21 protein-coding genes are annotated in these 21081 nt (G+C 56.0%); 11 read left to right on the top strand and 10 right to left on the bottom strand.

What is annotated here, in order from left to right:
- Positions 1-64: 64 nt before the first annotated feature.
- Positions 65-1177, top strand: a complete 1113-nt coding sequence (leuB, locus tag PHA01_RS17645; RefSeq protein WP_271897703.1) for a 3-isopropylmalate dehydrogenase — start codon at positions 65-67, stop codon at positions 1175-1177.
- A gap of 64 nt (positions 1178-1241) precedes the next feature.
- On the opposite strand, the gene PHA01_RS17640 is transcribed toward leuB, so the two are convergent.
- Positions 1242-3128, bottom strand: a complete 1887-nt coding sequence (locus PHA01_RS17640; protein WP_271897702.1) for an MFS transporter — start codon at positions 3126-3128, stop codon at positions 1242-1244.
- Positions 3129-3464: 336 nt separating this feature from the next.
- Between PHA01_RS17640 and PHA01_RS17635 the strand changes: the two genes are divergently transcribed.
- Both PHA01_RS17635 and PHA01_RS17630 read left to right on the top strand, forming a co-directional pair.
- Complete coding sequence (locus PHA01_RS17635) at positions 3465-3596, top strand: hypothetical protein (protein WP_271897701.1); 132 nt, start codon at positions 3465-3467, stop codon at positions 3594-3596.
- Between the two features lie 101 nt (positions 3597-3697).
- The gene (locus PHA01_RS17630) at positions 3698-4732 is read left to right on the top strand and encodes an aspartate-semialdehyde dehydrogenase (protein WP_271897700.1); all 1035 of its coding nucleotides are present in this window, start codon (positions 3698-3700) and stop codon (positions 4730-4732) included.
- A 48-nt stretch (positions 4733-4780) separates the two neighbouring features.
- Here PHA01_RS17630 and PHA01_RS17625 read toward each other — a convergent pair whose 3' ends face one another.
- Positions 4781-5251, bottom strand: a complete 471-nt coding sequence (locus PHA01_RS17625) for a MarR family winged helix-turn-helix transcriptional regulator (RefSeq protein WP_271897699.1) — start codon at positions 5249-5251, stop codon at positions 4781-4783.
- Between the two features lie 148 nt (positions 5252-5399).
- Here PHA01_RS17625 and PHA01_RS17620 point away from each other — a divergent pair, with 148 nt between their 5' ends.
- Positions 5400-5822 (top strand): organic hydroperoxide resistance protein, encoded by a 423-nt coding sequence (locus tag PHA01_RS17620; RefSeq protein WP_271897698.1) that lies wholly within the window; start codon positions 5400-5402, stop codon positions 5820-5822.
- Between the two features lie 182 nt (positions 5823-6004).
- A complete protein-coding gene (locus PHA01_RS17615; RefSeq protein WP_271897697.1) occupies positions 6005-6826 on the top strand; it encodes an alpha/beta fold hydrolase in 822 nt (273 codons plus the stop codon).
- 18 nt (positions 6827-6844) lie between these two features.
- Here PHA01_RS17615 and PHA01_RS17610 read toward each other — a convergent pair whose 3' ends face one another.
- Together PHA01_RS17610 and PHA01_RS17605 are read right to left on the bottom strand one after the other, a co-directional pair.
- Positions 6845-8893: a M3 family metallopeptidase gene (locus tag PHA01_RS17610; RefSeq protein ID WP_271897696.1), complete on the bottom strand. Its 2049-nt coding sequence runs from the start codon at positions 8891-8893 to the stop codon at positions 6845-6847.
- Positions 8894-9044: 151 nt separating this feature from the next.
- Positions 9045-10268: an argininosuccinate synthase gene (locus PHA01_RS17605; RefSeq protein WP_271897695.1), complete on the bottom strand. Its 1224-nt coding sequence runs from the start codon at positions 10266-10268 to the stop codon at positions 9045-9047.
- Positions 10269-10517: 249 nt separating this feature from the next.
- On the opposite strand from PHA01_RS17605, the gene PHA01_RS17600 reads away from it, so the two are divergent.
- A complete protein-coding gene (locus tag PHA01_RS17600; RefSeq protein WP_209998885.1) occupies positions 10518-11159 on the top strand; it encodes a LysE family translocator in 642 nt (213 codons plus the stop codon).
- 8 nt (positions 11160-11167) lie between these two features.
- On the opposite strand, the gene PHA01_RS17595 is transcribed toward PHA01_RS17600, so the two are convergent.
- The 4 genes from PHA01_RS17595 to PHA01_RS17580 form a co-directional block, all read right to left on the bottom strand.
- Positions 11168-11596, bottom strand: coding sequence for a hypothetical protein (locus PHA01_RS17595; protein ID WP_271897694.1), 429 nt, complete (start codon positions 11594-11596; stop codon positions 11168-11170).
- Complete coding sequence (gene rlmN, locus PHA01_RS17590; protein WP_271897693.1) at positions 11593-12831, bottom strand: dual-specificity RNA methyltransferase RlmN; 1239 nt, start codon at positions 12829-12831, stop codon at positions 11593-11595. Before rlmN ends, PHA01_RS17595 begins: the two co-directional genes overlap by 4 nt.
- Positions 12832-12952: 121 nt before the next feature.
- On the bottom strand, positions 12953-13456 hold the full coding sequence (locus PHA01_RS17585; RefSeq protein ID WP_114429668.1) for an invasion associated locus B family protein: 504 nt from the start codon (positions 13454-13456) through the stop codon (positions 12953-12955).
- A 254-nt stretch (positions 13457-13710) separates the two neighbouring features.
- Positions 13711-14103, bottom strand: a complete 393-nt coding sequence (locus tag PHA01_RS17580; RefSeq protein WP_224507457.1) for a YkvA family protein — start codon at positions 14101-14103, stop codon at positions 13711-13713.
- 119 nt (positions 14104-14222) lie between these two features.
- Here PHA01_RS17580 and PHA01_RS17575 point away from each other — a divergent pair, with 119 nt between their 5' ends.
- Positions 14223-14696, top strand: a complete 474-nt coding sequence (locus PHA01_RS17575) for a low molecular weight protein-tyrosine-phosphatase (RefSeq protein WP_271897692.1) — start codon at positions 14223-14225, stop codon at positions 14694-14696.
- Here PHA01_RS17575 and thpR read toward each other — a convergent pair.
- Entirely contained in the window at positions 14645-15241 is a 597-nt protein-coding gene (thpR, locus tag PHA01_RS17570) for an RNA 2',3'-cyclic phosphodiesterase (protein ID WP_224507452.1), read from the bottom strand. The two genes, PHA01_RS17575 and thpR, sit on opposite strands and share 52 nt — an antisense overlap.
- A 163-nt stretch (positions 15242-15404) precedes the next feature.
- On the bottom strand, positions 15405-16064 hold the full coding sequence (locus PHA01_RS17565) for an arylesterase (RefSeq protein ID WP_271897691.1): 660 nt from the start codon (positions 16062-16064) through the stop codon (positions 15405-15407).
- 68 nt (positions 16065-16132) lie between these two features.
- Between PHA01_RS17565 and PHA01_RS17560 the strand changes: the two genes are divergently transcribed.
- The 4 genes from PHA01_RS17560 (at position 16133) to PHA01_RS17545 (ending at position 21079) form a co-directional block, all read left to right on the top strand.
- Positions 16133-16837 (top strand): ABC transporter ATP-binding protein, encoded by a 705-nt coding sequence (locus PHA01_RS17560; protein ID WP_271897690.1) that lies wholly within the window; start codon positions 16133-16135, stop codon positions 16835-16837.
- Positions 16834-19401, top strand: a complete 2568-nt coding sequence (locus PHA01_RS17555; protein WP_271897689.1) for an ABC transporter permease — start codon at positions 16834-16836, stop codon at positions 19399-19401. The genes PHA01_RS17560 and PHA01_RS17555 overlap by 4 nt, the downstream gene beginning before the upstream one ends.
- Positions 19402-19591: 190 nt before the next feature.
- Complete coding sequence (locus PHA01_RS17550; protein WP_271897688.1) at positions 19592-20368, top strand: Bax inhibitor-1/YccA family protein; 777 nt, start codon at positions 19592-19594, stop codon at positions 20366-20368.
- A gap of 162 nt (positions 20369-20530) precedes the next feature.
- Complete coding sequence (locus PHA01_RS17545) at positions 20531-21079, top strand: GNAT family N-acetyltransferase (protein WP_271897687.1); 549 nt, start codon at positions 20531-20533, stop codon at positions 21077-21079.
- Positions 21080-21081 lie beyond the last annotated feature (2 nt).

Raw genomic sequence — 21081 nt, 5'->3', positions numbered from 1 at the left:
CAGTCTCCTAATCTGAAAGCCCGGTTTTCCGGGCTTTTTTCTGCGTCTTATGTGAGGTTCTACAATGGCAGCAAAAAAGCTTCTCCTCCTTCCGGGGGATGGTATCGGCCCCGAGGCAATGGCCGAAGTCCGCAAGATCATTGCCTATATGAATGCGGAATTGAAGAGTGACTTCTCGCTGGAGGAGGGGCTCGTTGGCGGCTGTGCCTACGATGCGCACGGCAAGGCGATCTCCGAGGCCGATATGGCAAAAGCCCTGGCCGCCGATGCGGTCCTGTTTGGCGCCGTCGGCGGACCAAAATGGGACAGCGTCCCCTATGATGTGCGCCCCGAGGCGGGTCTTCTACGTCTGCGGAAGGACATGGAGCTCTTTGCCAATCTGCGGCCGGCGATCTGCTATCCGGCGCTTGCCGATTCATCGTCCTTGAAAAAGGAAATCGTCGAAGGTCTCGACATACTGATCGTCCGCGAACTGACCGGCGGCGTCTATTTCGGCGAACCCAAGGAAATTCGCGACCTTGGCAACGGCCAGAAGCGCGGCATCGATACACAGGTCTATGACACCTATGAGATCGAGCGCATCTCTGGCGTTGCCTTTGAGCTGGCGCGCACGCGCGGTAACAAGGTGACGTCGATGGAAAAGCGCAACGTCATGAAGTCGGGTGTTTTGTGGAACGAAGTGGTTACGGCTACTCACAAGGCGAAATATTCAGATGTGAACCTCGAACATATGCTGGCCGATGCCGGCGGCATGCAGCTCGTTCGCTGGCCCAAGCAGTTCGACGTCATCGTCACCGACAATCTGTTCGGCGACATGCTCTCCGATATTGCCGCAATGCTCACTGGCTCGCTCGGCATGCTGCCGTCGGCTTCACTCGGTGCGCCCGACGCCAAGACTGGCAAGCGCAAAGCGCTTTATGAGCCGGTGCACGGCTCGGCGCCGGACATTGCCGGCACAGGCGCAGCCAACCCGATCGCCATGATCGCGTCGTTCGCAATGTGTCTGCGGTACTCGTTCAATATGATCGCCGAAGCTGACAGGTTGGAGACGGCCGTAGCCGGCGTGCTCGAGGATGGCCTTCGCACTGGGGATATAATGTCGGAAGGAAAGACCAAAATCGGGACTGTCGAAATGGGTGATGCAATTCTCGCCAAGTTCAAGGCACTCGCTGCCTGAACCGCAATTCCGGACAAACAAAAGCCCGGCGCGATCGCTTGCGCCGGGCTTTTTGTCTGTCTGATTACTTCACGTCGTGAAGATCGGTGCCTTTCGTTTCACGTACGAACAAGAGCCCGATAATAAGGGTCATTGCCGCAACAATGATCGGGTACCAGAGGCCATAGTAGATATCGCCTTTGAATGCGCTCATTGCGAAGACGGTCGCGGGAAGCAACCCGCCAAACCAGCCGTTACCGATATGGTAGGGCAAGGACATGCCCGTATAACGGATGCGCGTCGGGAACATCTCGACAAGGATCGCTGCGATCGGGCCGTAGACCATCGTCACATAGATCACGAGCACGAAGAGGATCGCGATGACCTTGGTCCAATTGACGGCAGCCGGATCAGCCACCATCTTGAACGCACCAGCGCCAGGAACCGTGTACACCGCAACTTCAGTGGCTCCAGCCGCCTCTTCCGCGGTGATCAGCTTATCCTTGATAGCCTGATCGACCGGAACCGTGGTCTTTGCGCCAGCGCGGATAGCAGCCGCATCGAGCGCTAGCTTCGGATTGGCTGCGACGAGAGCATCCAGCTTTGAGTCGACGACCTTCACCGGGTCGCGGACGAGGGGATAGCCGCCGTCCTGGAGTGCGATGTTCACGCTCTTGGCGAAAGCGGTTTCCTTGGCCTTTGCATCAGCCCCGGCTGCGACAGCGTCGTAAGACTCCACTGTCTCCTCACCGATCTTCACCGTGGCCGCTGTACCAGGTGCAGCGGTTGCCACGACATCGTATGGCACCGAGTTCCGGGTGAGGAACGATGTCGCGATATCGCAGGAAGTGGTGAACTTTGCGGTGCCAGTAGGGTTGAACTGGAACTTGCAATCGCCAGGCGCGGCGGTCACGGTCGCACGAACGTTCTGCTGTGCAGCGGCAAGTGCGGGATTTGCCGCCCAGGTCAGCGCCTTGAACAGCGGGAAGTAGGTGAGGATAGCAAGCGCCAATCCAGCCATGATGATCGGCTTGCGGCCAATCTTGTCCGACAGCCAGCCGAAGAACACGAAGAAGCCGGTGCCAAGCAGAAGGGCGATGGCGATCATGATGTTAACCGCCTGCCCGTCGACCTTCAGCACGTTCTGCAGGAAGAACAGCGCGTAGAACTGTCCTGTGTACCATACAACGGCTTGACCGGCGGTAAGGCCAAATAGGGCCAGGAGCGCAATCTTGGCATTCTTCCACTGACCGAAAGCCTCGGATAGTGGAGCCTTTGAACCTTTGCCTTCGTCCTTCATGCGCTGGAAGGCGGGTGACTCACTCAAGGACAGTCGAATCCACACCGAAATCCCTAGAAGAACGAAGGAAAGGATGAACGGAATACGCCAGCCCCAAGCAGCAAATGCGTCCTTACCGAGCCAGTTCTGGATGACCAGAATAACGATCAGGGAAAGGAAAAGGCCAAGCGTTGCCGTGGTCTGGATCCAGGACGTGTAATAGCCCCGCCTGTTGTCGGGCGCGTGTTCGGCGACATACGTCGCGGCACCGCCATATTCGCCGCCGAGCGCAAGGCCCTGCAGCATGCGCAGGGCGATCAGGATAATCGGCGCGGCGATGCCCCAGCTTCCCGAACCTGGAAGAATACCTACAAGGAAGGTCGACAGGCCCATGATCATGATGGTGACGAGGAATGTATATTTGCGGCCAACCAGATCGCCGATACGGCCAAAGACCAGTGCACCAAAAGGTCTAACCAGGAAGCCCGCCGCGAAGGCAAGCAGCGCAAAGATGTTGCGTGTGGCTTCCGGATACTCGCTGAAAAAGGCTGCGCCGATAAAAGCGGCCAGAGAGCCATAAAGGTAAAAATCGTACCATTCAAAAACCGTTCCGAGCGAAGAAGCGAAGATAACCTTCTTTTCCTCTCTCGTCATACCCCGACTAGAAGTGTCGGCCACAGAAGTGGTTGCCATCTCATTTCCTCCCAGAAAACAGCAGTTGAGCCAAGAACATGACCGGTAACCCCTTTGCCATGTTCTCGACTGTCGACACTACGCTTGGTCATCGGCGGAGCCTATTGCGCCGCTGTTGACCACGCGCCGGTGAATGTCCCCCGGAATTCTTCCCCCCAAAGGTCACGCACCCGATATACGGATGAAGTGTTCACCATATATTGATCAAAGCAAAGCCCGCATCTTACGTCAATTGGCGAAAATTGTGCGTAACATGACATATTCTTGTCATTTGCCGAGACAATTGACTCTTTACCGAAACCGCGTACAAGCACAGGCGGACAAGGAGATGCCCGCATGGGTGACGAATCAACAGCGCTGTTTTCGACGAACGGTTCCGGCAAGCTTGCCGGAGAAATTGACGCGCGCGCTCTTGCCCTTGAAATTTCGGCCAAACAGACTGCGAAAACGACCACCAAAACGGTCTGATTTCCCTTGGCCTGCTCGCCCCCTCCCGGGTCCGGCCCGGGGGAGAAGACCCGCAGTGGCCAGCGGGTTTATACAGCAGAGAGGGACAGGAGATATTACAGATGAGTTTCAAGGTTGCGGTTGTTGGTGCCACAGGCAATGTGGGCCGCGAAATGCTTACAATACTGGAGGAGCGTGGCTTTCCGGTCAGCGAAGTCGTGGCGCTCGCCTCGCGCCGTTCACAGGGAACCGAGGTGTCCTTTGGCGACCGGACGCTCAAGGTCAAAAACCTCGATAATTACGATTTTTCCGATACAGACATCTGCCTGATGTCTGCAGGCGGTAATATCTCGAAGGAATGGTCACCGAAGATCGGCGCGCAGGGTTGCGTTGTCATCGATAACTCTTCCGCGTGGCGCTACGATTCAAACGTACCGCTGATCGTCCCGGAAGTTAATCCCGATGCAATTGTCGGCTTCACCAAGAAGAATATCATCGCCAATCCGAACTGCTCGACGGCGCAGCTCGTGGTCGCACTGAAGCCGTTGCATGACAAGGCCAGGATCAAGCGCCTGGTGATCGCGACCTATCAATCCGTGTCGGGCGCCGGCAAGGACGGCATGGACGAACTGTTTCAGCAGTCGCGCGCGGTATTTGTCGCCGATCCGGTGGAAGCCAAGAAGTTTACCAAGCGCATTGCCTTCAATGTCATTCCGCACATCGACGTCTTCATGGAAGATGGCTCGACCAAGGAAGAGTGGAAGATGGTCGCCGAGACCAAGAAGATGCTCGATCCGAAGATCAAGCTCACGGCGACCTGCGTCCGCGTACCGGTATTCATCGGTCACTCGGAAGCGGTAAATATCGAATTCGAAAGCCCCATGAGCGCCGAGGAAGCCCGCGAGATCCTGAGCGATGCGCCCGGATGCCTGGTTGTTGATCGCCACGAAGATGGCGGCTACATCACGCCTTACGAGGCCGCCGGCGAAGATGCGACTTATATTTCACGTATCCGCGAAGATATCACGGTCGAAAACGGTCTCTCTATCTGGATCGTTTCCGATAACCTGCGCAAGGGTGCGGCGCTTAATGCGATCCAGATCGCCGAGCTTCTGGTTGCGCGCGGCCTCATTCAGCCGAAAAAGATCGCGGCCTGACTATCTGGCCTAGTGAACTACAGAAGGGCGCGGAAAACTGCGCCCTTTTTATTTGGCATCGTCGATACTGGCGATGAGATTATCGCGCACGGTCAGTAATTCGGCGCGCAAGTCTTTTGCCTCGCCCAGGGTGCAGCCAAATGCCCGTCCGATTGCAATGGGTATGGCCTCTGCGCTTTTTCGCATGGCGCGGCCTTCATCCGTAAGTCCGATCAGAACCTGACGCTCATCCACAGTATCGCGGCGGCGTGTGATCAAGCCCGCGCTTTCCAGACGTTTTAGAAGCGGCGTTAGCGTGCCTGAATCGAGACTGAGCTTGTCGCCGATCGATTTAACCGTCTGGTTTTCCCGCTCCCAGAGCACCACCATCACAAGATATTGCGGGTAGGTCAGGCCGAGTGCCGCCAGGCGCGGCTGGTAGGCACGAGTCACAGCGTTGGCGGTCGAATAGATGGCGAAGCACAGGAAGTTTTCCAGTTTGAGGAGCGAGTCCGGTGCATTTCCTGATGTTGCGTTCATTGTTCATCGTCCTTCTAGGGCATTGCAAGATAGCAAAAGCAATTGAATTGCGCATCATTAAATTTTTCGTCACTCAAAATACCCATTGCGCACAATTTAATTGTATGCAAGTTAATACGTGCCGAACAACCAACCTAAGGAACAAGCTATGAGCATTCTCTACACTACGAAGGCGACAGCAACCGGTGGCCGTGAGGGCCGTGCGGCAAGTGAAGATGGCCGCTTGCAAATTACACTTTCAACGCCAAAGGAACTCGGCGGCAATGGTGGTGATGGCACCAATCCGGAACAGCTGTTTGGAGCCGGCTATTCTGCCTGCTTTCTCAGCGCAATCAAATACGTGGCCGGCCAGAAGAAAGTGAAGCTATCCGAGGAGAGCACTGTCACTGCAACAGTTGGCATTGGTCCGCGCGATGACGGCAAGGGCTTTGGGCTTGATGTTGCGCTTGCCGTCACCCTGCCGGGCGTGGAAGCTGGACAGGCTCGGGAACTCGTCGATGCCGCGCACGTTGTTTGCCCTTATTCGGAAGCCACGCGCAGCAACCTCAACGTACGTATATCGATTAATTGACACCCGGGGTTGTCGTACTAGGGTTATCAGAGGAAGTTACACCGAGAGCGATATCCCGCTACATACGACGTCCCCGCTCCCTTTCCGACCATCAGCATGTGATGTTGCTGCAACGAGCGGTGGGTTAGCTGCCCAGATGCCGTGCAACCGGAAATCAAACCAACCAGCGAAAGGATATAGCCATGCCTACGATCACCACAAAAGACGGTGCCGAAATCTACTATAAGGACTGGGGCAAGGGACAGCCGGTGGTTTTCAGCCATGGCTGGCCGCTCTCTTCGGATGCCTGGGAAGATCAGATGTTCTTCCTCGCCTCAAATGGCTACCGCGTCATTGCGCATGACCGCCGCGGTCATGGACGCTCCAGCCAGCCCTGGAATGGCAATGATCTGGATACCTATGCGGATGATCTGGCGGAACTGTTTGAAAAGCTCGATCTGAAGGATGCAATCATGATCGGCCATTCGACGGGCGGCGGTGAAGTTGCCCGTTATATCGGACGGCATGGCACAAAACGTGTTGCCAAAGCAGTGCTTGTCGGGGCCATTCCCCCGTTGATGCTGAAAACCGAGGCCAATCCCGAAGGCTTGCCTATAGACGTCTTCAATGGTCTGCGCGATGGGGTCCTCGCTGACCGGTCGCAGTTCTTCACAGACCTGTCGCTACCGTTCTATGGCTATAACCGTACTGGCGCGAAAATTTCCGAAGGCGTCAGAGATTTCTTCTGGCTGCAAGGTATGATGGCGGGGATGCCCGCCTCCTACTTCTGCATCAAAGCATTTTCCGAGACCGACCTTACGGAAGATCTGAAGAAGTTCGACATTCCGACCTTGTTCATCCATGGCGATGACGACCAGATCGTGCCGATCGACGATGCGGCACGCAAGGCTGTGAAGATCGTGAAGGACGCTACCCTGAAGGTCTATCCAGGTGCGCCTCACGGTCTTGCGACGACGCACAAGAATCAGCTCAACAAGGACCTTCTGGATTTCGCCAAGGCCTGATCTGAACCTTGCGTCAAATCAAAGCCCACGCTTTTCGATCATGGCATCGGGCGTGGGCATCTTGCCGCGAAACGCCTTATAGAGATCTTCCGGATCACGGCTTCCACCCGCTGAGTAGATATGTTGTCTCAGCTTCGCAGCGAGATCACTGTTGAACACATCGCCGGTCTCCTCGAATGCCTTGAACGCATCTGCATCCAGTACCTCCGACCACATGTAAGAATAATAGCCGGCCGAATAACCATCCCCGGAAAAAACGTGCGTGAAGTGTGGGGTGCGATGGCGCATGATAATGGCGTCGGGCATCTCCAGTTGCCTCAATGTATCGGCCTCGAATTTGATCGGATCGACGGGCGGGGTACCGTCCGCATGAAACGCCATGTCAACCAGCGCAGACGAGGTGAATTCCACGGTGGTGAACCCCGCATTGAATGTATTGGCCGCGAGCACCTTGTCGAGCAAGGCCTTCGGCATCGCTTCGCCGGTGCGGTAATGAATCGCATATTTCTCTAGAATGGCCGGCACGGTCAGCCAGTGCTCGTAGAGTTGAGATGGCAATTCGACAAAGTCACGCGATACGGATGTGCCGGAAACGGCTGGCCAGGTGACGTCAGACAAAAGTCCGTGCAGCGCATGGCCAAACTCATGAAACAGCGTTTTCGCACCATCAAGCGATAGCAGAGCAGGCTCACCCTTGGGCGGCTTGGCGAAATTCATGACGTTGTAGATGATTGGCTTATGTTCACCATCGAGTTTGTCCTGCGACTGTAGCGCACTCATCCATGCGCCAGACCGCTTCGATTGGCGATTGAAGTAGTCGCCAAGGAAAAGACCGCGTTGGCTGCCATCCGCATTGAAAACTTCCCAGACGCGGACATCGGGGTGCCAGGTCGGAATGCCCTGTTTCTCCTCGAACGTAATTCCGAACAGACGTGTCGCGACGTCGAAGCAGGCCTCAATGACCTTCTCCAGTTGCAGGTAAGGTTTCAGTTCGGCCTCGTCGAAAGCGAAACGTTCGTTGCGCAGTTTCTCGGCATAGTAGCGCCAGTCCCAGGGTTCGACTTTGTGATTGCGGCCTTCGCCGGTAATAAGTCGCTGCAGATCGGTCTCTTCTTCGGCGGCGCGCGCCTTGGCTTTGTCCCAGACTGGCTCCAGCAAGTCCATAACCGCTTTGGGCGTTTTGGCCATCGTGTCATCGAGCTTGTAAGCTGCGAAGCTTTTATAGCCGAGCAGAATGGCTTTTTCCGCACGCAGCTTCACCATTTCGGCAACGATGTTTGTATTGTCCGTTTCGCCGCCATTTTCGCCCCGGGCTGCCCAGGCACGGAACGACTTTTCGCGCAGGGGGCGGTTCTCGGAGAAGGACAGGAACGGTTCGATAATGGAGCGGGATAGTGTGACGGCCCACGCATCGGGTCGGTCACGTTCTTCGGCGGCGCCGCGCATCGCATCACGCACAAAATCTGGCAAACCGGCTAGTTCCGTCTCGTCCGTGATGAACAGTGCCCAGTCCGCTTCGTCTTTTTGCACATTCTGCCCGAATTGTGCGCCAAGGCTCGCCAACCTTTCATTGATGTCGGCAAGCCGTGCCTTGCCTTGTTCATCGAGCCGCGCGCCGCTGCGCACAAAACCTTTCCAGGTTTTTTCAAGCACACGATCTGTTTCGGGATCGAGGCCGAGCAGATCGCGCTGCTCGTAAAGCGAATCGATACGCGAGAAAAGCAACGGGTTCATCATGATCGAGGAAGAATGGCGTGACATCTTCGGTGCGATGACCCGTTCAAGCGCCTGGATCGTTTCATTGGTATGGGCACCGGCCCGCAGCCAGAAGATTGCGGAGATACGATCCAGGTCCTTGCCGGAAAGTTGCAAGGCTTTCAGCGTGTTCTCAATCGTCGGGACGTCGTGCTGATTAACCACGGCCTCGATATCGGCGAGGTCGGCCGCAAGGGCGGCGTCAAAGGCAGCGGCGAAGTCGTCATCCTTGAAAGCGGTAAAGTCGGGCAGCCCAAGGGCCCCTGTCCACTCTGTCAGTGCTGCGTTTATGGACGGTTTCGTTGAGGACATCGGCGCGCGCTCCGTCAGGTGGGAAGAACAACAAGGTTCTAACATCTAAGACGGAGACGGTGCAGCCACAAGCCGCGTCGTCAAGAAAGTAGCAGCATCGTTGAAAACAAAAAGCGGGGCAGGGCCCCGCTTCGTTTCGTGTTCGGAAATATCAGCTGTTGCGCTTGCGGGCGGCAAGCGTGCGCAGCCGCAACGCGTTGAGGCGGATAAATCCAGCGGCGTCCTTCTGGTCATAAGCGCCGCGGTCGTCCTCGAAAGTTACGAGAGCGTCCGAGTAGAGCGACTTCTTCGATTTCCGGCCGGAAACCATGACGTTGCCCTTGTATAGCTTCAAACGAACGGAGCCTTCTACATCGTCCTGGCTTTTGTCGATCATGGCCTGCAGCATTTCCCGCTCCGGCGAGAACCAGAAGCCGTTGTAGATTAGCTCGGCATAGCGCGGCATGAATTCATCTTTGAGATGGGCCGCGCCGCGATCGAGCGTAATCGATTCCATTGCGCGGTGTGCGGCAAGAAGTATTGTGCCCCCGGGCGTCTCATAAACACCGCGTGACTTCATGCCGACGAAACGGTTTTCGACGAGATCAAGACGGCCGATACCATTGTCGCGGCCAAGGTCATTGAGCGCTTTTAACAATGTTGCAGGGGAGAGCGGCTTGCCGTCGATGGCAACTGCATCGCCCTTTTCGAAAGCGATTTCGATTTCCGTTACTTTATCGGGCGCTTCCATCGGCGAGATCGTGCGCTGGTGGACATACTCTGGAGCCTCTACCCACGGATCTTCAAGCACCTTGCCTTCCGACGAAGAGTGCAAAAGGTTTGCGTCCACGGAGAACGGGGCCTCGCCAAGCTTGTCCTTGGCGATCGGAATCTGATGTTCGCGCGCAAACTCCAGAAGATCCGTGCGCGATTTGAAGGTCCAGTCACGCCAGGGGGCGATCACCCTGATATCCGGATTGAGCGCATAGGCGGAAAGCTCGAAGCGGACCTGATCGTTGCCCTTGCCGGTCGCGCCGTGGGCAATTGCGTCAGCGCCCGTACGGGCTGCGATCTCGACGAGATGCTTTGAAATCAGCGGGCGGGCAATCGAAGTGCCGAGCAGATAGACGCCTTCGTAGACGGCATTGGCGCGGAACATCGGAAAGACGAAATCGCGAACGAATTCCTCGCGGACGTCCTCGATATAAATCTCCTTGATGCCGAGCATTTCGGCTTTTTTTCGAGCCGGCTCGAGTTCCTCGCCCTGGCCAAGATCCGCGGTGAAGGTGACGACTTCAGCGCCGAGTTCCGTCTGCAGCCACTTCAGGATGATGGATGTGTCGAGCCCGCCCGAATAGGCGAGCACGACCTTCTTGACGTCTTTCCACTTGTTCATTCTGTTTTCCTGCATATCGGCCATTTCTTGCAGGTCTTTTAGCAGGTGCGGTGCTGTTGGCAAGGCTGGTATCGGAGACCGACAGCTCCCCCGTGCAGGTCTCGTGTCGCTGGGGAACCGGAGAAGACAGCCGTTCGAGAACAACATTCGAAAAATGCATCGCATAAAACAGGCGGCAGGCGTCGAAAGCGGGTGGTTAAAATCCGATAGTCGCGTTAGCTTCCGTCAAATTCGTTGCGGAGCTTGTAAATGAACTTCATTCCTGAATGGTCGATTATCCTGCAATTTGCTGTTGCGACCTTTGTTCTTTCAATCACCCCCGGGCCTGACATGACGCTTTTCGTGGGCCGCGCTTTGTCGGAAGGCAAGGCCGCGGGTTTTGCCTGTCTGGCGGGTGCAAGCAGCGGCATTGTGGTGCACACTACGATGGTGGCTATCGGCCTTTCGGCGTTGATTGTTGCATCACCGAGCGCGTTTCTTGCGCTCAAGATTGTCGGCGCGGGATACCTGGTATGGCTTGCCTATCAGGCAATCCGTCATGGTTCAGCGTTCTCGCCAGAAAAGCAGGTCGGCCAATCGCATACATTGTTTCAAAACTGGCTGACTGGCTTCGGAATCAATCTGCTCAATCCGAAAATCATCCTGTTTTTCATGACCTTCCTGCCGCAGTTCGTCTCGGCCTCGGATCCTCACGCACCCGGAAAGTTGTTTTTTCTAGGTGTGCTGTTTATCCCGCTCGCCCTGCCTGTGGTCGCGCCGATGATTATCGCGGCGGACAAGTTTTCCAAACTGCTCAAGAAAAACCCGACCGTCACTCGGATCACAGATTGGCTTTTCGCGGGCGTTTTTTCCGCGTTCGCGGCAAAGATCTTGATGGCGCAAGCGAAGTAGCGCTCCAGCTATAGGTCTTTCGGAAGCTTGGCGATCACGCCTGCACTGCGTCCTGAAATCAGCCAGTATACAAAACCACCGACAACACCGGTGGCGAGGATTGCAGCGAACGTGCTTGTGTCTTCCGCTTGCGGTCGCCATTTCCAGACAATGATGACGACGGCAATGCCAGCGCCGCCGAGCGCATAGAATAGCCAATCGCGCCAAGCGGTCAGCTCGGCATAAAGAATAAGAATCGCCGCCGGAAAGAAGATGCTGTAGCCAATCGCCGCCGCAAAAGCCGGAACGGTCAGATAGAGAAATGGACCCTCAGAGCCGATCAGCTCAGAACTGCCAAGCAGCAGCAGGTTAAGGAACAGCGATGCGGCGAAAATCGCGCATACGAAGCCAAACGTGATCAGGGCAAAACGTAGCAAGTAGGCCAGGATCCGGCTCAATCTTCGCCGTGCCCGGCGATCATGGCCGCCTCGAACGCCAGACGGTCCGTCTTCTTCATGCGTTCCGATTCTGATTTCAACTGACCGCAGGCCGCCAGAATATCACGTCCGCGCGGGGTGCGTATCGGCGAGGCGTAGCCGGCATTGTTAACGTAATCGGCGAACTTCTCGATCTGTTCCCAGTCGGAACACTGATAGTTCACACCCGGCCAGGGATTGAACGGGATCAGATTGATCTTCGCCGGGATTCCCCTGAGCAGTTTTACAAGCTGTTTGGCATCGTCGAGCGAGTCATTGACGCCCTTGAGCATGACATATTCAAAGGTGATGCGCTTCGAATTGGAGAGGCTCGGATAAGCCCGGCAAGCATCGAGCAATTTCTTCAGCGGGTATTTCTTGTTAATAGGCACGAGCATGTCGCGCAGATCGTCGTTAACCGCATGCAACGAGATTGCCAGCATGACGCCAATCTCTTCGCCTGCGCGATAAATTTCCGGCACGACGCCTGAAGTCGACAATGTGATCCGGCGCTTGGACAACGACAGGCCATCACCATCGGAGGCGATCAGCAGAGCCTTCTTGACGTTTTCGAAATTATAAAGCGGCTCGCCCATTCCCATCATCACGATGTTGGAAACCTTGCGGCCCTCAGCCGGTACAATGGCACCGTCCGGCGTATTGCGATCAGGGAAATCCCCGAGGCGGTCCCGGGCGATCAGCAACTGAGCCAGAATCTCTTCAGCGGTCAGATTGCGGACGAGCTTCTGGGTGCCCGTGTGGCAGAAGGAGCAGGTGAGGGTGCAACCGACCTGGCTGGAAATACACAGGGTACCGCGGCCTTCTTCCGGAATATAAACCGTTTCGATCTCGACGGGACGTCCGGCCCCGCGTGGCGGAAAGCGGAACAGCCACTTGCGTGTGCCGTCATTGGAGATCTGTTCCTCGACGATCTCCGGGCGCGCAATATTGAAATGCTGATCCAGCAATTCACGCATGTCCCTGGAAATGTTCAGCATATCGGCGAAATCGGAAACGCCTCGCACGTAGAGCCAATGCCAGAGCTGCGCGACGCGCATCTTTATCTGACGTTCCGGGACACCGATGGCAACCAACACCTCGCCAATTTCTGCTCGCGACAAGCCAATCAACGATGGCTTTTCAACCATCGCGGTTCGTATGGCATCACGGGATTTGTCCCGGGCAACAGGATGTGTCAGGTCTAGCGATACGGACATGGAGTTTTCTATCGTTCTAATCGGAAGCGGGGCTCATACCACGTTCCAGCCCGCGCGTCACCTCCACATGCAAAAGGGCCGAAACAGTGCTCGGCCCTTATGACGACATCTGTTCGAATTGTTACTTGCAGGTCGCGATGGCCTTCAGAGCAGCCGAAACACCCTTCAGCGAATACGCATAACTCGTCTTCGTACCACGTTTCGAGACAGCGTTAATTGACATCTGATGTCCCGCGCGCAACGCAGCGACGAGTTGCGGTTCTTCGGCGGCGTTTTCCATCCAGCCATGACTGCCACTCGTAAACATGGAGAAAGAGCGCTCGTCGATCTTCACAACGACCTTCGAATTTGCTTGCAGATCGTAACCGGCCTTGAACTGCGGCTCATAACTGACGTTCTGACCTGGCTTCTGGCTCACCATGAAGAAGTTATCGCCATGATCGATCTTGGCAGGCTGCTTGTCGATCGGAACAGAAAGGACGTAGCAGACTTTACCATTGCCCTGCTGGTAGCTGTAAGCGCCCCACGCGTTGTACTGGCTGATCTGACTTGGGGTCTGGGCAAGAGCTGTTCCCGTCAGCCCAAACATGAGCACAGAGATCGCTACGATTGATTTTCCAAACATTTTACCTACCAGTTTTTCTCGCGTATTTCATAACTAGCGAACCGGCAATGGCCCGGAAGATTTCCGGATGCCGCATTGTCCAGTTCGCTTCCCTTAATTTGACTTAATCTGGGTTACCAAACGGTGAAGATAGAGCAAATTTTCAGAGCTACGAATATCGCATCCTCGTTAACGTCCCACCAGTGAACTCCAGCCAAACAAAAGCGGCGAGACTTTGACGTTTCGCAGTTTCACATCCTTGTGATGAATCGAAATCAATTGGCCGGCGAAGGATCGCGGTCGAGGTTTTCGATCGCCGTTTGTGCGGCCGCCCGATGCGCGGGTGTGATGTGACTGCGAATGGCGGTCAATGCTGCCATCAGGACGGCGACGTCGTCGGTGAAGCCGAGACCGAAGAGGAAGTCCGGAATGAAGTCGAGGGGCAATACGAAATAGGCAAGCGAACCAAGAAGAATGCCGCGCACTTTCGTCGGCGTCGCAGGATCGAGCGCACAAAAATAACCGGCAACGACTTCATCCAGAAATGGAATGGATTTCGCCGCCTTGCGTGCCGTTTTCCAGAAGCGCGCACGAACTCGTTCCTCGCGGGAGCGCTGCTGATCCTCACTTCCGGGTTCCAGAATTTCGCCAATCTTTGCGTCGTTCATCCCTTTTCCTTCAAAACCATTCCGTGACAACATGGGAAGAACGGCGGCGTGCTGCAAGAGTTTCGGTGAAATTGTTGCGGAATTCGTTAGCGCGTCCTCGTCCAAACCAGAGTGCTTGCATGACATCACAGCCACTCCATTCCGTTCTGTTCGTTTGTCTCGGTAATATCTGCCGCTCTCCCCTGGCCGAGGGTGTATTCCGATCGGTGCTGGTGGCAGAGGGGAAAGGGAATGGTGTCCTCATAGAGTCCGCCGGTACCAATGGCTATCACACGGGAGAATTGCCGGACGAACGTTCCATTGCCGTCGCCAGCCGACACGACATCGACATTTCAGCCCAAAGGTGCCGCCAGCTCACCGCGGACGATTTCACCAGGTTTGACCTGATCATCGGCATGGACCGGGAGAATGTCGCGACCATCAAAGCGCGCCGACCTAGCCTTGCCACAGCGGAAGTCGGAATGTTCTATGAACTCGCGCTTGGAGACGCCACACAGATCCCGGATCCGTATTACGGCACGAATGTCGATTTCGAACGCGTCTACCGAATGATCCTGGCGGCCTCCAAAGGTCTCTCCGCACGGTTCGGGTAGAAAGAACGCGGGGCTTCGAGTGGCCAGGCTTCCTCGACAATGTAAGGTCCGCCACCGATGGAATCGCGCGAGGACATCAGCACGAAACGCCCGATCGTAAACGGTGCTGTGGAGAAGTTTCCGCGTGAGGAGAGATAGTGCGCGACTTCTTCATTACGGACATTGCGCAGCCGTGCCAGCGTCACATGCGGGGTAAATTTGCGTTGATCGGCCGGCAGCATAAGGCGCTGGCAGATGCGCTCGATTTCGGCGTGCAGCGCTTGAATGTCCGGCGAAGGAGACACACCTGCGACCAGACTATGTGGCTTCTTTGAGCCGAAAGCGTTCACGCCAGAAAGTTGCAGCGTAAATTCCGGCCGCCTTATGCGGTCGAGCGCATTGGCGACCTCGTCGGCGATATGGCCTTCGACATCTCCGATAAAGCGTAACGTGATGTGATAGTTTTCGACATCAATCCATCGGGCACCTGGCAGACCACCGCGCAAGAGCGACAGTGAGAGAGCGGCGTCCCTCGGGATTTCGAGGGCAGTAAAGAGACGCGGCATAAGGCATCCTCCCCGAATCGAGTTGTAACTTTAGAGAATCATCGAATGAACTCGCGAGCAAGACATAAGTTCAGATTATCCTCCGGCGCGACAAATTAGACACGGCTCATCCAAAAGGGGGCAGAACAGGTTGCCGCACAGCTGGCAACAGCGCGTAGAACACCTATTGTGATGCGGTGCGCTGGCTTATGGTCTTTTCCATGAGTGGCAGAAAACCTTCAACCATCTTGGCAACACCCTCGGTGTTCGGATGTTCGCCATCCGCGAGTTGCAATGATTTCACTGTCGCCACGCCATCCAGGAAGAAGGGATAGAGCGGCACATCATATTTTTCCGCCAGGCGGGGAAAGATCGCGTTGAACTTCTGCGCATAGTCATTGCCCATATTGGGAGGTGCCAGCATGCCGGCGAGAATGACCTGAACGTTGCGCTGCTTCAGTTTCTCAAGAATATCGGAGAGGTTTTTCTCGCTGATAGCCGGGTCGATGCCTCGAAGCGCGTCATTGGCGCCAAACTCGAGAATCACCAAATCGGTACCTTCGGGCACCGACCAATCCAGCCTGGAGACGCCGTCCGTGGTCGTTTCGCCCGCGACGCCCGCATTGGTGATCGTCACGTTGACGCCCTTATCCTTCAGCGCTTTTTCCAACTGGGCGGTGAACGAATCCTGGATCGGCAGTTGGAAACCGGACATCAGGCTGTCGCCGAAACCGACGACCGCCAACGGGCGGTCAGACACGGCATTTTGATTGGCCAGGGCCAAAGACGGCAAGGCAACTAGACCAGATAAAACTAAGAACTGTAACAATGGTTTGAATCTCATTCTTGGGTACCCATATCAGACCAGCTGCAATCAATCTGGTGCTGACCATACCGCAAAGGAAGTGCTTCGTGACTAAATCCGTTATTGCGCTTGATCACATTGAGTTGACACTTGGCAGCGGTGCTTCCTCGGTGCATGTGTTGAAAGGCATTTCTCTAAATATCAATTATGGGCAGTCAGTTGGTATTGTCGGCCCGTCCGGCTCGGGCAAATCAACCCTGCTGATGGTTCTCGCTGGACTTGAGCATGTGGATTCCGGTTCCGTCCAGATTGCCGGCGAGAAACTCGAAAGCATGAGCGAAGATCAGATCGCGGCGTTCCGCGGCCGCAATATCGGCATTGTATTCCAATCATTTCATCTCATCCCGAACATGACAGCGCTCGAAAATGTTGCCGTGCCGCTCGAACTCGCAGGAAATCCGGATGCCTTCAGCATTGCAGAAAATGTGCTTGCGGCAGTCGGCCTTGCCGATCGCATCACGCATTACCCAGGTGAACTCTCAGGCGGCGAGCAGCAGCGTGTCGCGATAGCCCGCGCGCTAGCACCGTCGCCGAAGATCCTTATTGCCGACGAACCAACAGGTAATCTCGACACGGCGACAGGTCGGCAGATAGCCGATCTTCTGTTTGACAAGCAGAAGGAACTCGGCGTCACACTGGTCCTTGTCACCCATGACGCGACACTTGCCGCGCGTTGCGACAGGGAAATCCGGGTCCGCTCCGGCCTGATCGAAGCGGATGAGCATGCCCCGGAGTTGGCGAAAAGCGCATGAGTGAGATATCTCCGGCCCGCGCTTCACCATCCCTGAAACTGGCGTTGCGTTTCGCCCTGCGCGAAATGCGCGGTGGTCTGTCAGGGTTCTATATCTTTCTCGCCTGTATTGCGCTTGGTGTGGCGGCCATTGGCGGTGTCAACTCGGTCGCAAACTCTGTTACGGCGGGTATCTCCACGCAAGGCCAGAGCATCCTCGGCGGAGATATCCGTCTTCAGCTCAACCAGCGTGAAGTCAACCCTGACGAGCGGGCCTTTCTCGACAGCAAGGGCCGCGTTGCTGTCAGCGCCAACATGCGGTCGATGGCAAGGCTTGCCGATGGGTCTGATCAATCGCTGGTGGAAGTGAAGGCGGTGGACAACGCGTATCCGCTCTTTGGAGCGCTGGAGACGACACCCGCACTTGACCATCGGGCGCTGTTCGCAGAAAGGGATGGTGCCTTTGGAGCCGCCGTTGCCCAGATATTTCTCGACCGACTTAATCTGAAGCTCGGCGACCGGGTTCTCCTTGGAACTGCAACGTTCGAGTTGCGCTCTGTCATCACCAATGAACCGGATCTGCTTTCCGACGGCTTTGGGTTCGCACCTCGATTCATGGTTTCACTTGCAGGGCTCGGTGCCGCCGGGCTTATCCAGCCGGGAAGCCTTGTCGATCATAGCTATAAGATCGCACTACCAGCCGGGGCGACAGACGCTGCAATCACAGCCATACGTGACGAAGCGCAGAAACAATTTCCACAAGCTGGATGGACAATACGTGGCCGCAACAATGCGGCGCCGTCGCTCAGCGCCAATATCGAACGGTTCTCGCAATTCCTGACCTTGGTCGGGCTGACCTCCCTGATCGTTGGCGGGGTTGGCGTAGCCAATGCAGTGAGATCTTATCTCGACGCAAAGCGCGGCGTCATTGCCACATTCAAGTCGCTTGGAGCCCCAGGTTGGTTCGTTATCGCGGTCTATCTGATACAGATCGTCATCATAGCGCTGGCCGGTATTCTCATCGGCCTAGTCGTTGCGGCCCTTATTCCATATGCCGCTGGTTATGCGTTGCAAAGCGTTCTGCCCATCGCCTCCAAAGGTGGCTTCTATCCTGGCGCATTGCTCTGGGCCGCTCTGTTTGGTCTTTTGACAACACTCGCGTTCGCCATATTGCCCTTGGGGCGCGCTAGAGACGTTCCAGCGACGGCACTCTTCCGCGAACAGGGGTTTGAGCAGCGCGGCTGGCCTAAGCTGGTCTACGTGGTGGCAGCGGTTGTCCTAATCGGCATCCTTTGTTTGCTGGCCGTGATCGTTGCCTATGACCGGCGAATCGCCATGGTCTTTGTTGGCGCGGTTGCATTCTCGTTCGTCGTGTTGCGTGCTGTTTCGGGCTTGGTTCAATGGCTAGCGCGACGGGCTCCGCGCGTGCGATCGACAGCGCTGCGACTTGCTTTTGGTAATATTCACCGGCCGGGTGCCCTTACTCCCTCCGTAGTCCTGTCTCTGGGTCTGGGACTGACCCTTCTCGTTACGCTTGCACTTATCGACGGTAGTTTGCGTCAGCAACTGGCGGGTAACCTGCCCGAGCGGGCACCGAATTTTTTCTTTGTCGATATTCAGAGCAAGCAGGTCGATCAGTTCACCAGTCTCCTGCAAAATGCGGCGCCGAATGGCAAGATCGTCAGCGCACCGATGCTGCGCGGGCGTATCGTCGCGTTCAATGGGACCGATATCACCAAATTGACCATTCCACCCGAGGGCGCGTGGGTATTGCGCGGCGACCGCGGTATCACCTACGCCAAGACCGTGCCGGAAAACTCGACGCTGACACAAGGTTCGTGGTGGCCGGCTGACTACTCCGGTGAACCGCTCGTCTCCTTCTCTGCCGAAGAGGCTGGCAATCTTGGCTTGAAGATTGGTGACACCGTGACGGTCAATGTGCTTGGTCGCAACATCACCGCGCGGATCGCCAATTTTCGACAACTCCAGTGGGAATCCCTTGCCATCAACTTCGTGATGGTGTTTTCGCCGAACACCTTCACGGGCGCGCCGCATGCATGGCTGGCGACCCTAACCGACCCCGCAGCCACCTCCCAGCAAGAAGCCACCGTCATGCGCGATGTGACCCGCGGCTTTCCGGCGGTGACGACCGTTCGGGTCAAGGATGCGATCACCATCGCAAATGAGCTGGTCGGACAATTGGCCGTTGCTATTCGCGCGGCAGCGTCAGTGGCACTCATCGCATCGATTCTGGTGCTTGGCGGTGCTTTGGCGGCAGGAAATCGCGCGCGTGTCCATGATGCGGTCGTGTTGAAAACGCTTGGAGCGACCAGACGCACGCTGATAAAGGCCTTCACGCTTGAATATATGCTGCTCGGCCTATCGACCGCTATTTTTGCGTTGCTCGCCGGTGGTGTGGCTGCCTGGTATGTGATTGTGCGCGTCATGACATTGCCCGCCTCCTTCCAGCCGGAAGTAGCCATGATGACTGTAATTATCGCTTTGGTCCTGACGATCGGTTTCGGACTCGCTGGCACATGGCGAATACTTGGCCAGAAGGCGGCACCGATCTTGCGAAACCTTTGAATTCATTAAAACGATGTAATATTGCGCGGATTCAGGGCAATTTGGGACTGCAACACACGATCTTGAGCAAATCAGGTCTTGTTATGACGCGTTTAAATCACCATAATTCTTTGCAAGGCATGCTGGGGTCCCGCCAGCGGCGCCCGGGATTCCCCCGACACCCGACGGGACGAAGCAAATGAGGAAAACCATGGCTGACTATCGCAACATCCAGGCCCGTACATCGGCCGGAGTGCGTGTGGACGCGGGGATCGATCAAGGTCTACGCAGCTACATGCTGAAGGTGTATAACCTTATGGGTATCGGTCTTGCAGTGACCGGTTTTGCCGCCCTTGCAGTTGTTTATCTCGCAACCACCAATGATGCGTCGCTTGCCGCAGCGCAGTTGCCGAATGGCAAGATGCTGACAAATCTTGGCGTTGCCATCTATGGCTCGCCCCTGCGCTGGGTTGTGATGCTCGCACCGCTTGCCGCAGTGTTCTTTTTGAGTTTCCGCATCGAGAAGATGAGCGTTGCCGCTGCCCAGACGACGTTCTGGGTCTATGCCGCGCTTGTGGGTATCTCGCTGTCCTCGATCTTCCTGGTGTTTACGACCGGAAGCATCGTTCAGACATTCTTCATCACCGCGGCATCCTTCGGCGCCCTGTCGCTCTATGGATACACGACGAAGCGTGACCTCACTGCGATGGGCTCATTCCTGTTCATGGGTCTGATCGGCATCATTCTTGCCTCGCTGATCAATATCTTCCTGCAGTCGAGCGCGTTGCAGTTCGCAATCTCCGCTATCGGTGTTTTGGTCTTCGCCGGCCTGACCGCCTATGACACACAGAATATCAAGGAAATGTACTACGAAGGCGACAGCTCAGACACCTATGGCCGCAAGGCAATCATGGGTGCACTCCGACTTTATCTCGACTTCATCAACATGTTCATGTTCCTTCTGCAGTTCCTCGGTAACCGCAACTAACTCTTGCGAACTTGAATTGAAGATAAGGGCAGCGGAAACGCTGCCCTTTTCATTTTCCTGCCACCGGTGATGCGGTGACAATTTTCACAACGCTCCCCTTCAAATTCCAAGCAAAGAAGTGCATGAAGCGTGCAAGATCATATCAATTCATTGCGAAACGCCATGTCCCAGATTCATATCCGTTCAGCTCGTCCCGCCGACCTTCCGGCCATAACCGAAATCTATCGCGACGCTGTCTTGCACGGAACGGCGACTTACGAAATCGATCCACCCGATATGGAAGAGATGACCCGCCGGTTCCACGCAATCACCGCGGACGGATTTCCTTACGTAGTAGCGGAACTCGATGGGGCAGTGATCGGCTATGCCTACGCCAGCTACTTCCGGACGCGTCCGGCTTATTGGTGGTCAGTCGAGGATTCGATTTACATTGCACCGGAGGCAAAGGGGAAGGGGCTTGGCAAGGTCCTGCTACAACAGCTGATCAAGGATTGCACCCATCTCGGCTTCCGCCAGTTCATCGCAGTCATCGGCGATGGCCATGATGCATCAGCATCGGTACGTTTGCATTTGAGCTCTGGCTTCAAACATTCGGGAACGATCAGGGCATCGGGCTTCAAGCATGGTCGTTGGCTCGACACCGTGCTGATGCAGCTGGACATGAACGGCGGCTCGGAAACCTTGCCCGGCGAGCCCCCGCTGAAATCCTAGGC

The organism is Candidatus Phyllobacterium onerii (assembly GCF_028331445.1).
GTDB lineage: Bacteria > Pseudomonadota > Alphaproteobacteria > Rhizobiales > Rhizobiaceae > Phyllobacterium > Phyllobacterium onerii.
The sequence above is the reverse complement of the archived record's forward strand: the minus strand, read 5'-3'. Positions and strand labels throughout refer to the sequence as shown.

What these genes read in the sequence shown, in the direction of transcription:
- leuB (WP_271897703.1), top strand. Translation starts at nt 65, where the DNA reads ATGGCAGCAAAAAAGCTTCTCCTCCTTCCGGGGGATGGTATCGGCCCC.
- PHA01_RS17640 (WP_271897702.1), bottom strand. Translation starts at nt 3,128, where the DNA reads ATGGCAACCACTTCTGTGGCCGACACTTCTAGTCGGGGTATGACGAGA.
- PHA01_RS17635 (WP_271897701.1), top strand. Translation starts at nt 3,465, where the DNA reads ATGGGTGACGAATCAACAGCGCTGTTTTCGACGAACGGTTCCGGCAAG.
- PHA01_RS17630 (WP_271897700.1), top strand. Translation starts at nt 3,698, where the DNA reads ATGAGTTTCAAGGTTGCGGTTGTTGGTGCCACAGGCAATGTGGGCCGC.
- PHA01_RS17625 (WP_271897699.1), bottom strand. Translation starts at nt 5,251, where the DNA reads ATGAACGCAACATCAGGAAATGCACCGGACTCGCTCCTCAAACTGGAA.
- PHA01_RS17620 (WP_271897698.1), top strand. Translation starts at nt 5,400, where the DNA reads ATGAGCATTCTCTACACTACGAAGGCGACAGCAACCGGTGGCCGTGAG.
- PHA01_RS17615 (WP_271897697.1), top strand. Translation starts at nt 6,005, where the DNA reads ATGCCTACGATCACCACAAAAGACGGTGCCGAAATCTACTATAAGGAC.
- PHA01_RS17610 (WP_271897696.1), bottom strand. Translation starts at nt 8,893, where the DNA reads ATGTCCTCAACGAAACCGTCCATAAACGCAGCACTGACAGAGTGGACA.
- PHA01_RS17605 (WP_271897695.1), bottom strand. Translation starts at nt 10,268, where the DNA reads ATGAACAAGTGGAAAGACGTCAAGAAGGTCGTGCTCGCCTATTCGGGC.
- PHA01_RS17600 (WP_209998885.1), top strand. Translation starts at nt 10,518, where the DNA reads ATGAACTTCATTCCTGAATGGTCGATTATCCTGCAATTTGCTGTTGCG.
- rlmN (WP_271897693.1), bottom strand. Translation starts at nt 12,831, where the DNA reads ATGTCCGTATCGCTAGACCTGACACATCCTGTTGCCCGGGACAAATCC.
- PHA01_RS17585 (WP_114429668.1), bottom strand. Translation starts at nt 13,456, where the DNA reads ATGTTTGGAAAATCAATCGTAGCGATCTCTGTGCTCATGTTTGGGCTG.
- PHA01_RS17580 (WP_224507457.1), bottom strand. Translation starts at nt 14,103, where the DNA reads ATGAACGACGCAAAGATTGGCGAAATTCTGGAACCCGGAAGTGAGGAT.
- PHA01_RS17575 (WP_271897692.1), top strand. Translation starts at nt 14,223, where the DNA reads ATGACATCACAGCCACTCCATTCCGTTCTGTTCGTTTGTCTCGGTAAT.
- thpR (WP_224507452.1), bottom strand. Translation starts at nt 15,241, where the DNA reads ATGCCGCGTCTCTTTACTGCCCTCGAAATCCCGAGGGACGCCGCTCTC.
- PHA01_RS17565 (WP_271897691.1), bottom strand. Translation starts at nt 16,064, where the DNA reads ATGAGATTCAAACCATTGTTACAGTTCTTAGTTTTATCTGGTCTAGTT.
- PHA01_RS17555 (WP_271897689.1), top strand. Translation starts at nt 16,834, where the DNA reads ATGAGTGAGATATCTCCGGCCCGCGCTTCACCATCCCTGAAACTGGCG.
- PHA01_RS17550 (WP_271897688.1), top strand. Translation starts at nt 19,592, where the DNA reads ATGGCTGACTATCGCAACATCCAGGCCCGTACATCGGCCGGAGTGCGT.
- PHA01_RS17545 (WP_271897687.1), top strand. Translation starts at nt 20,531, where the DNA reads ATGTCCCAGATTCATATCCGTTCAGCTCGTCCCGCCGACCTTCCGGCC.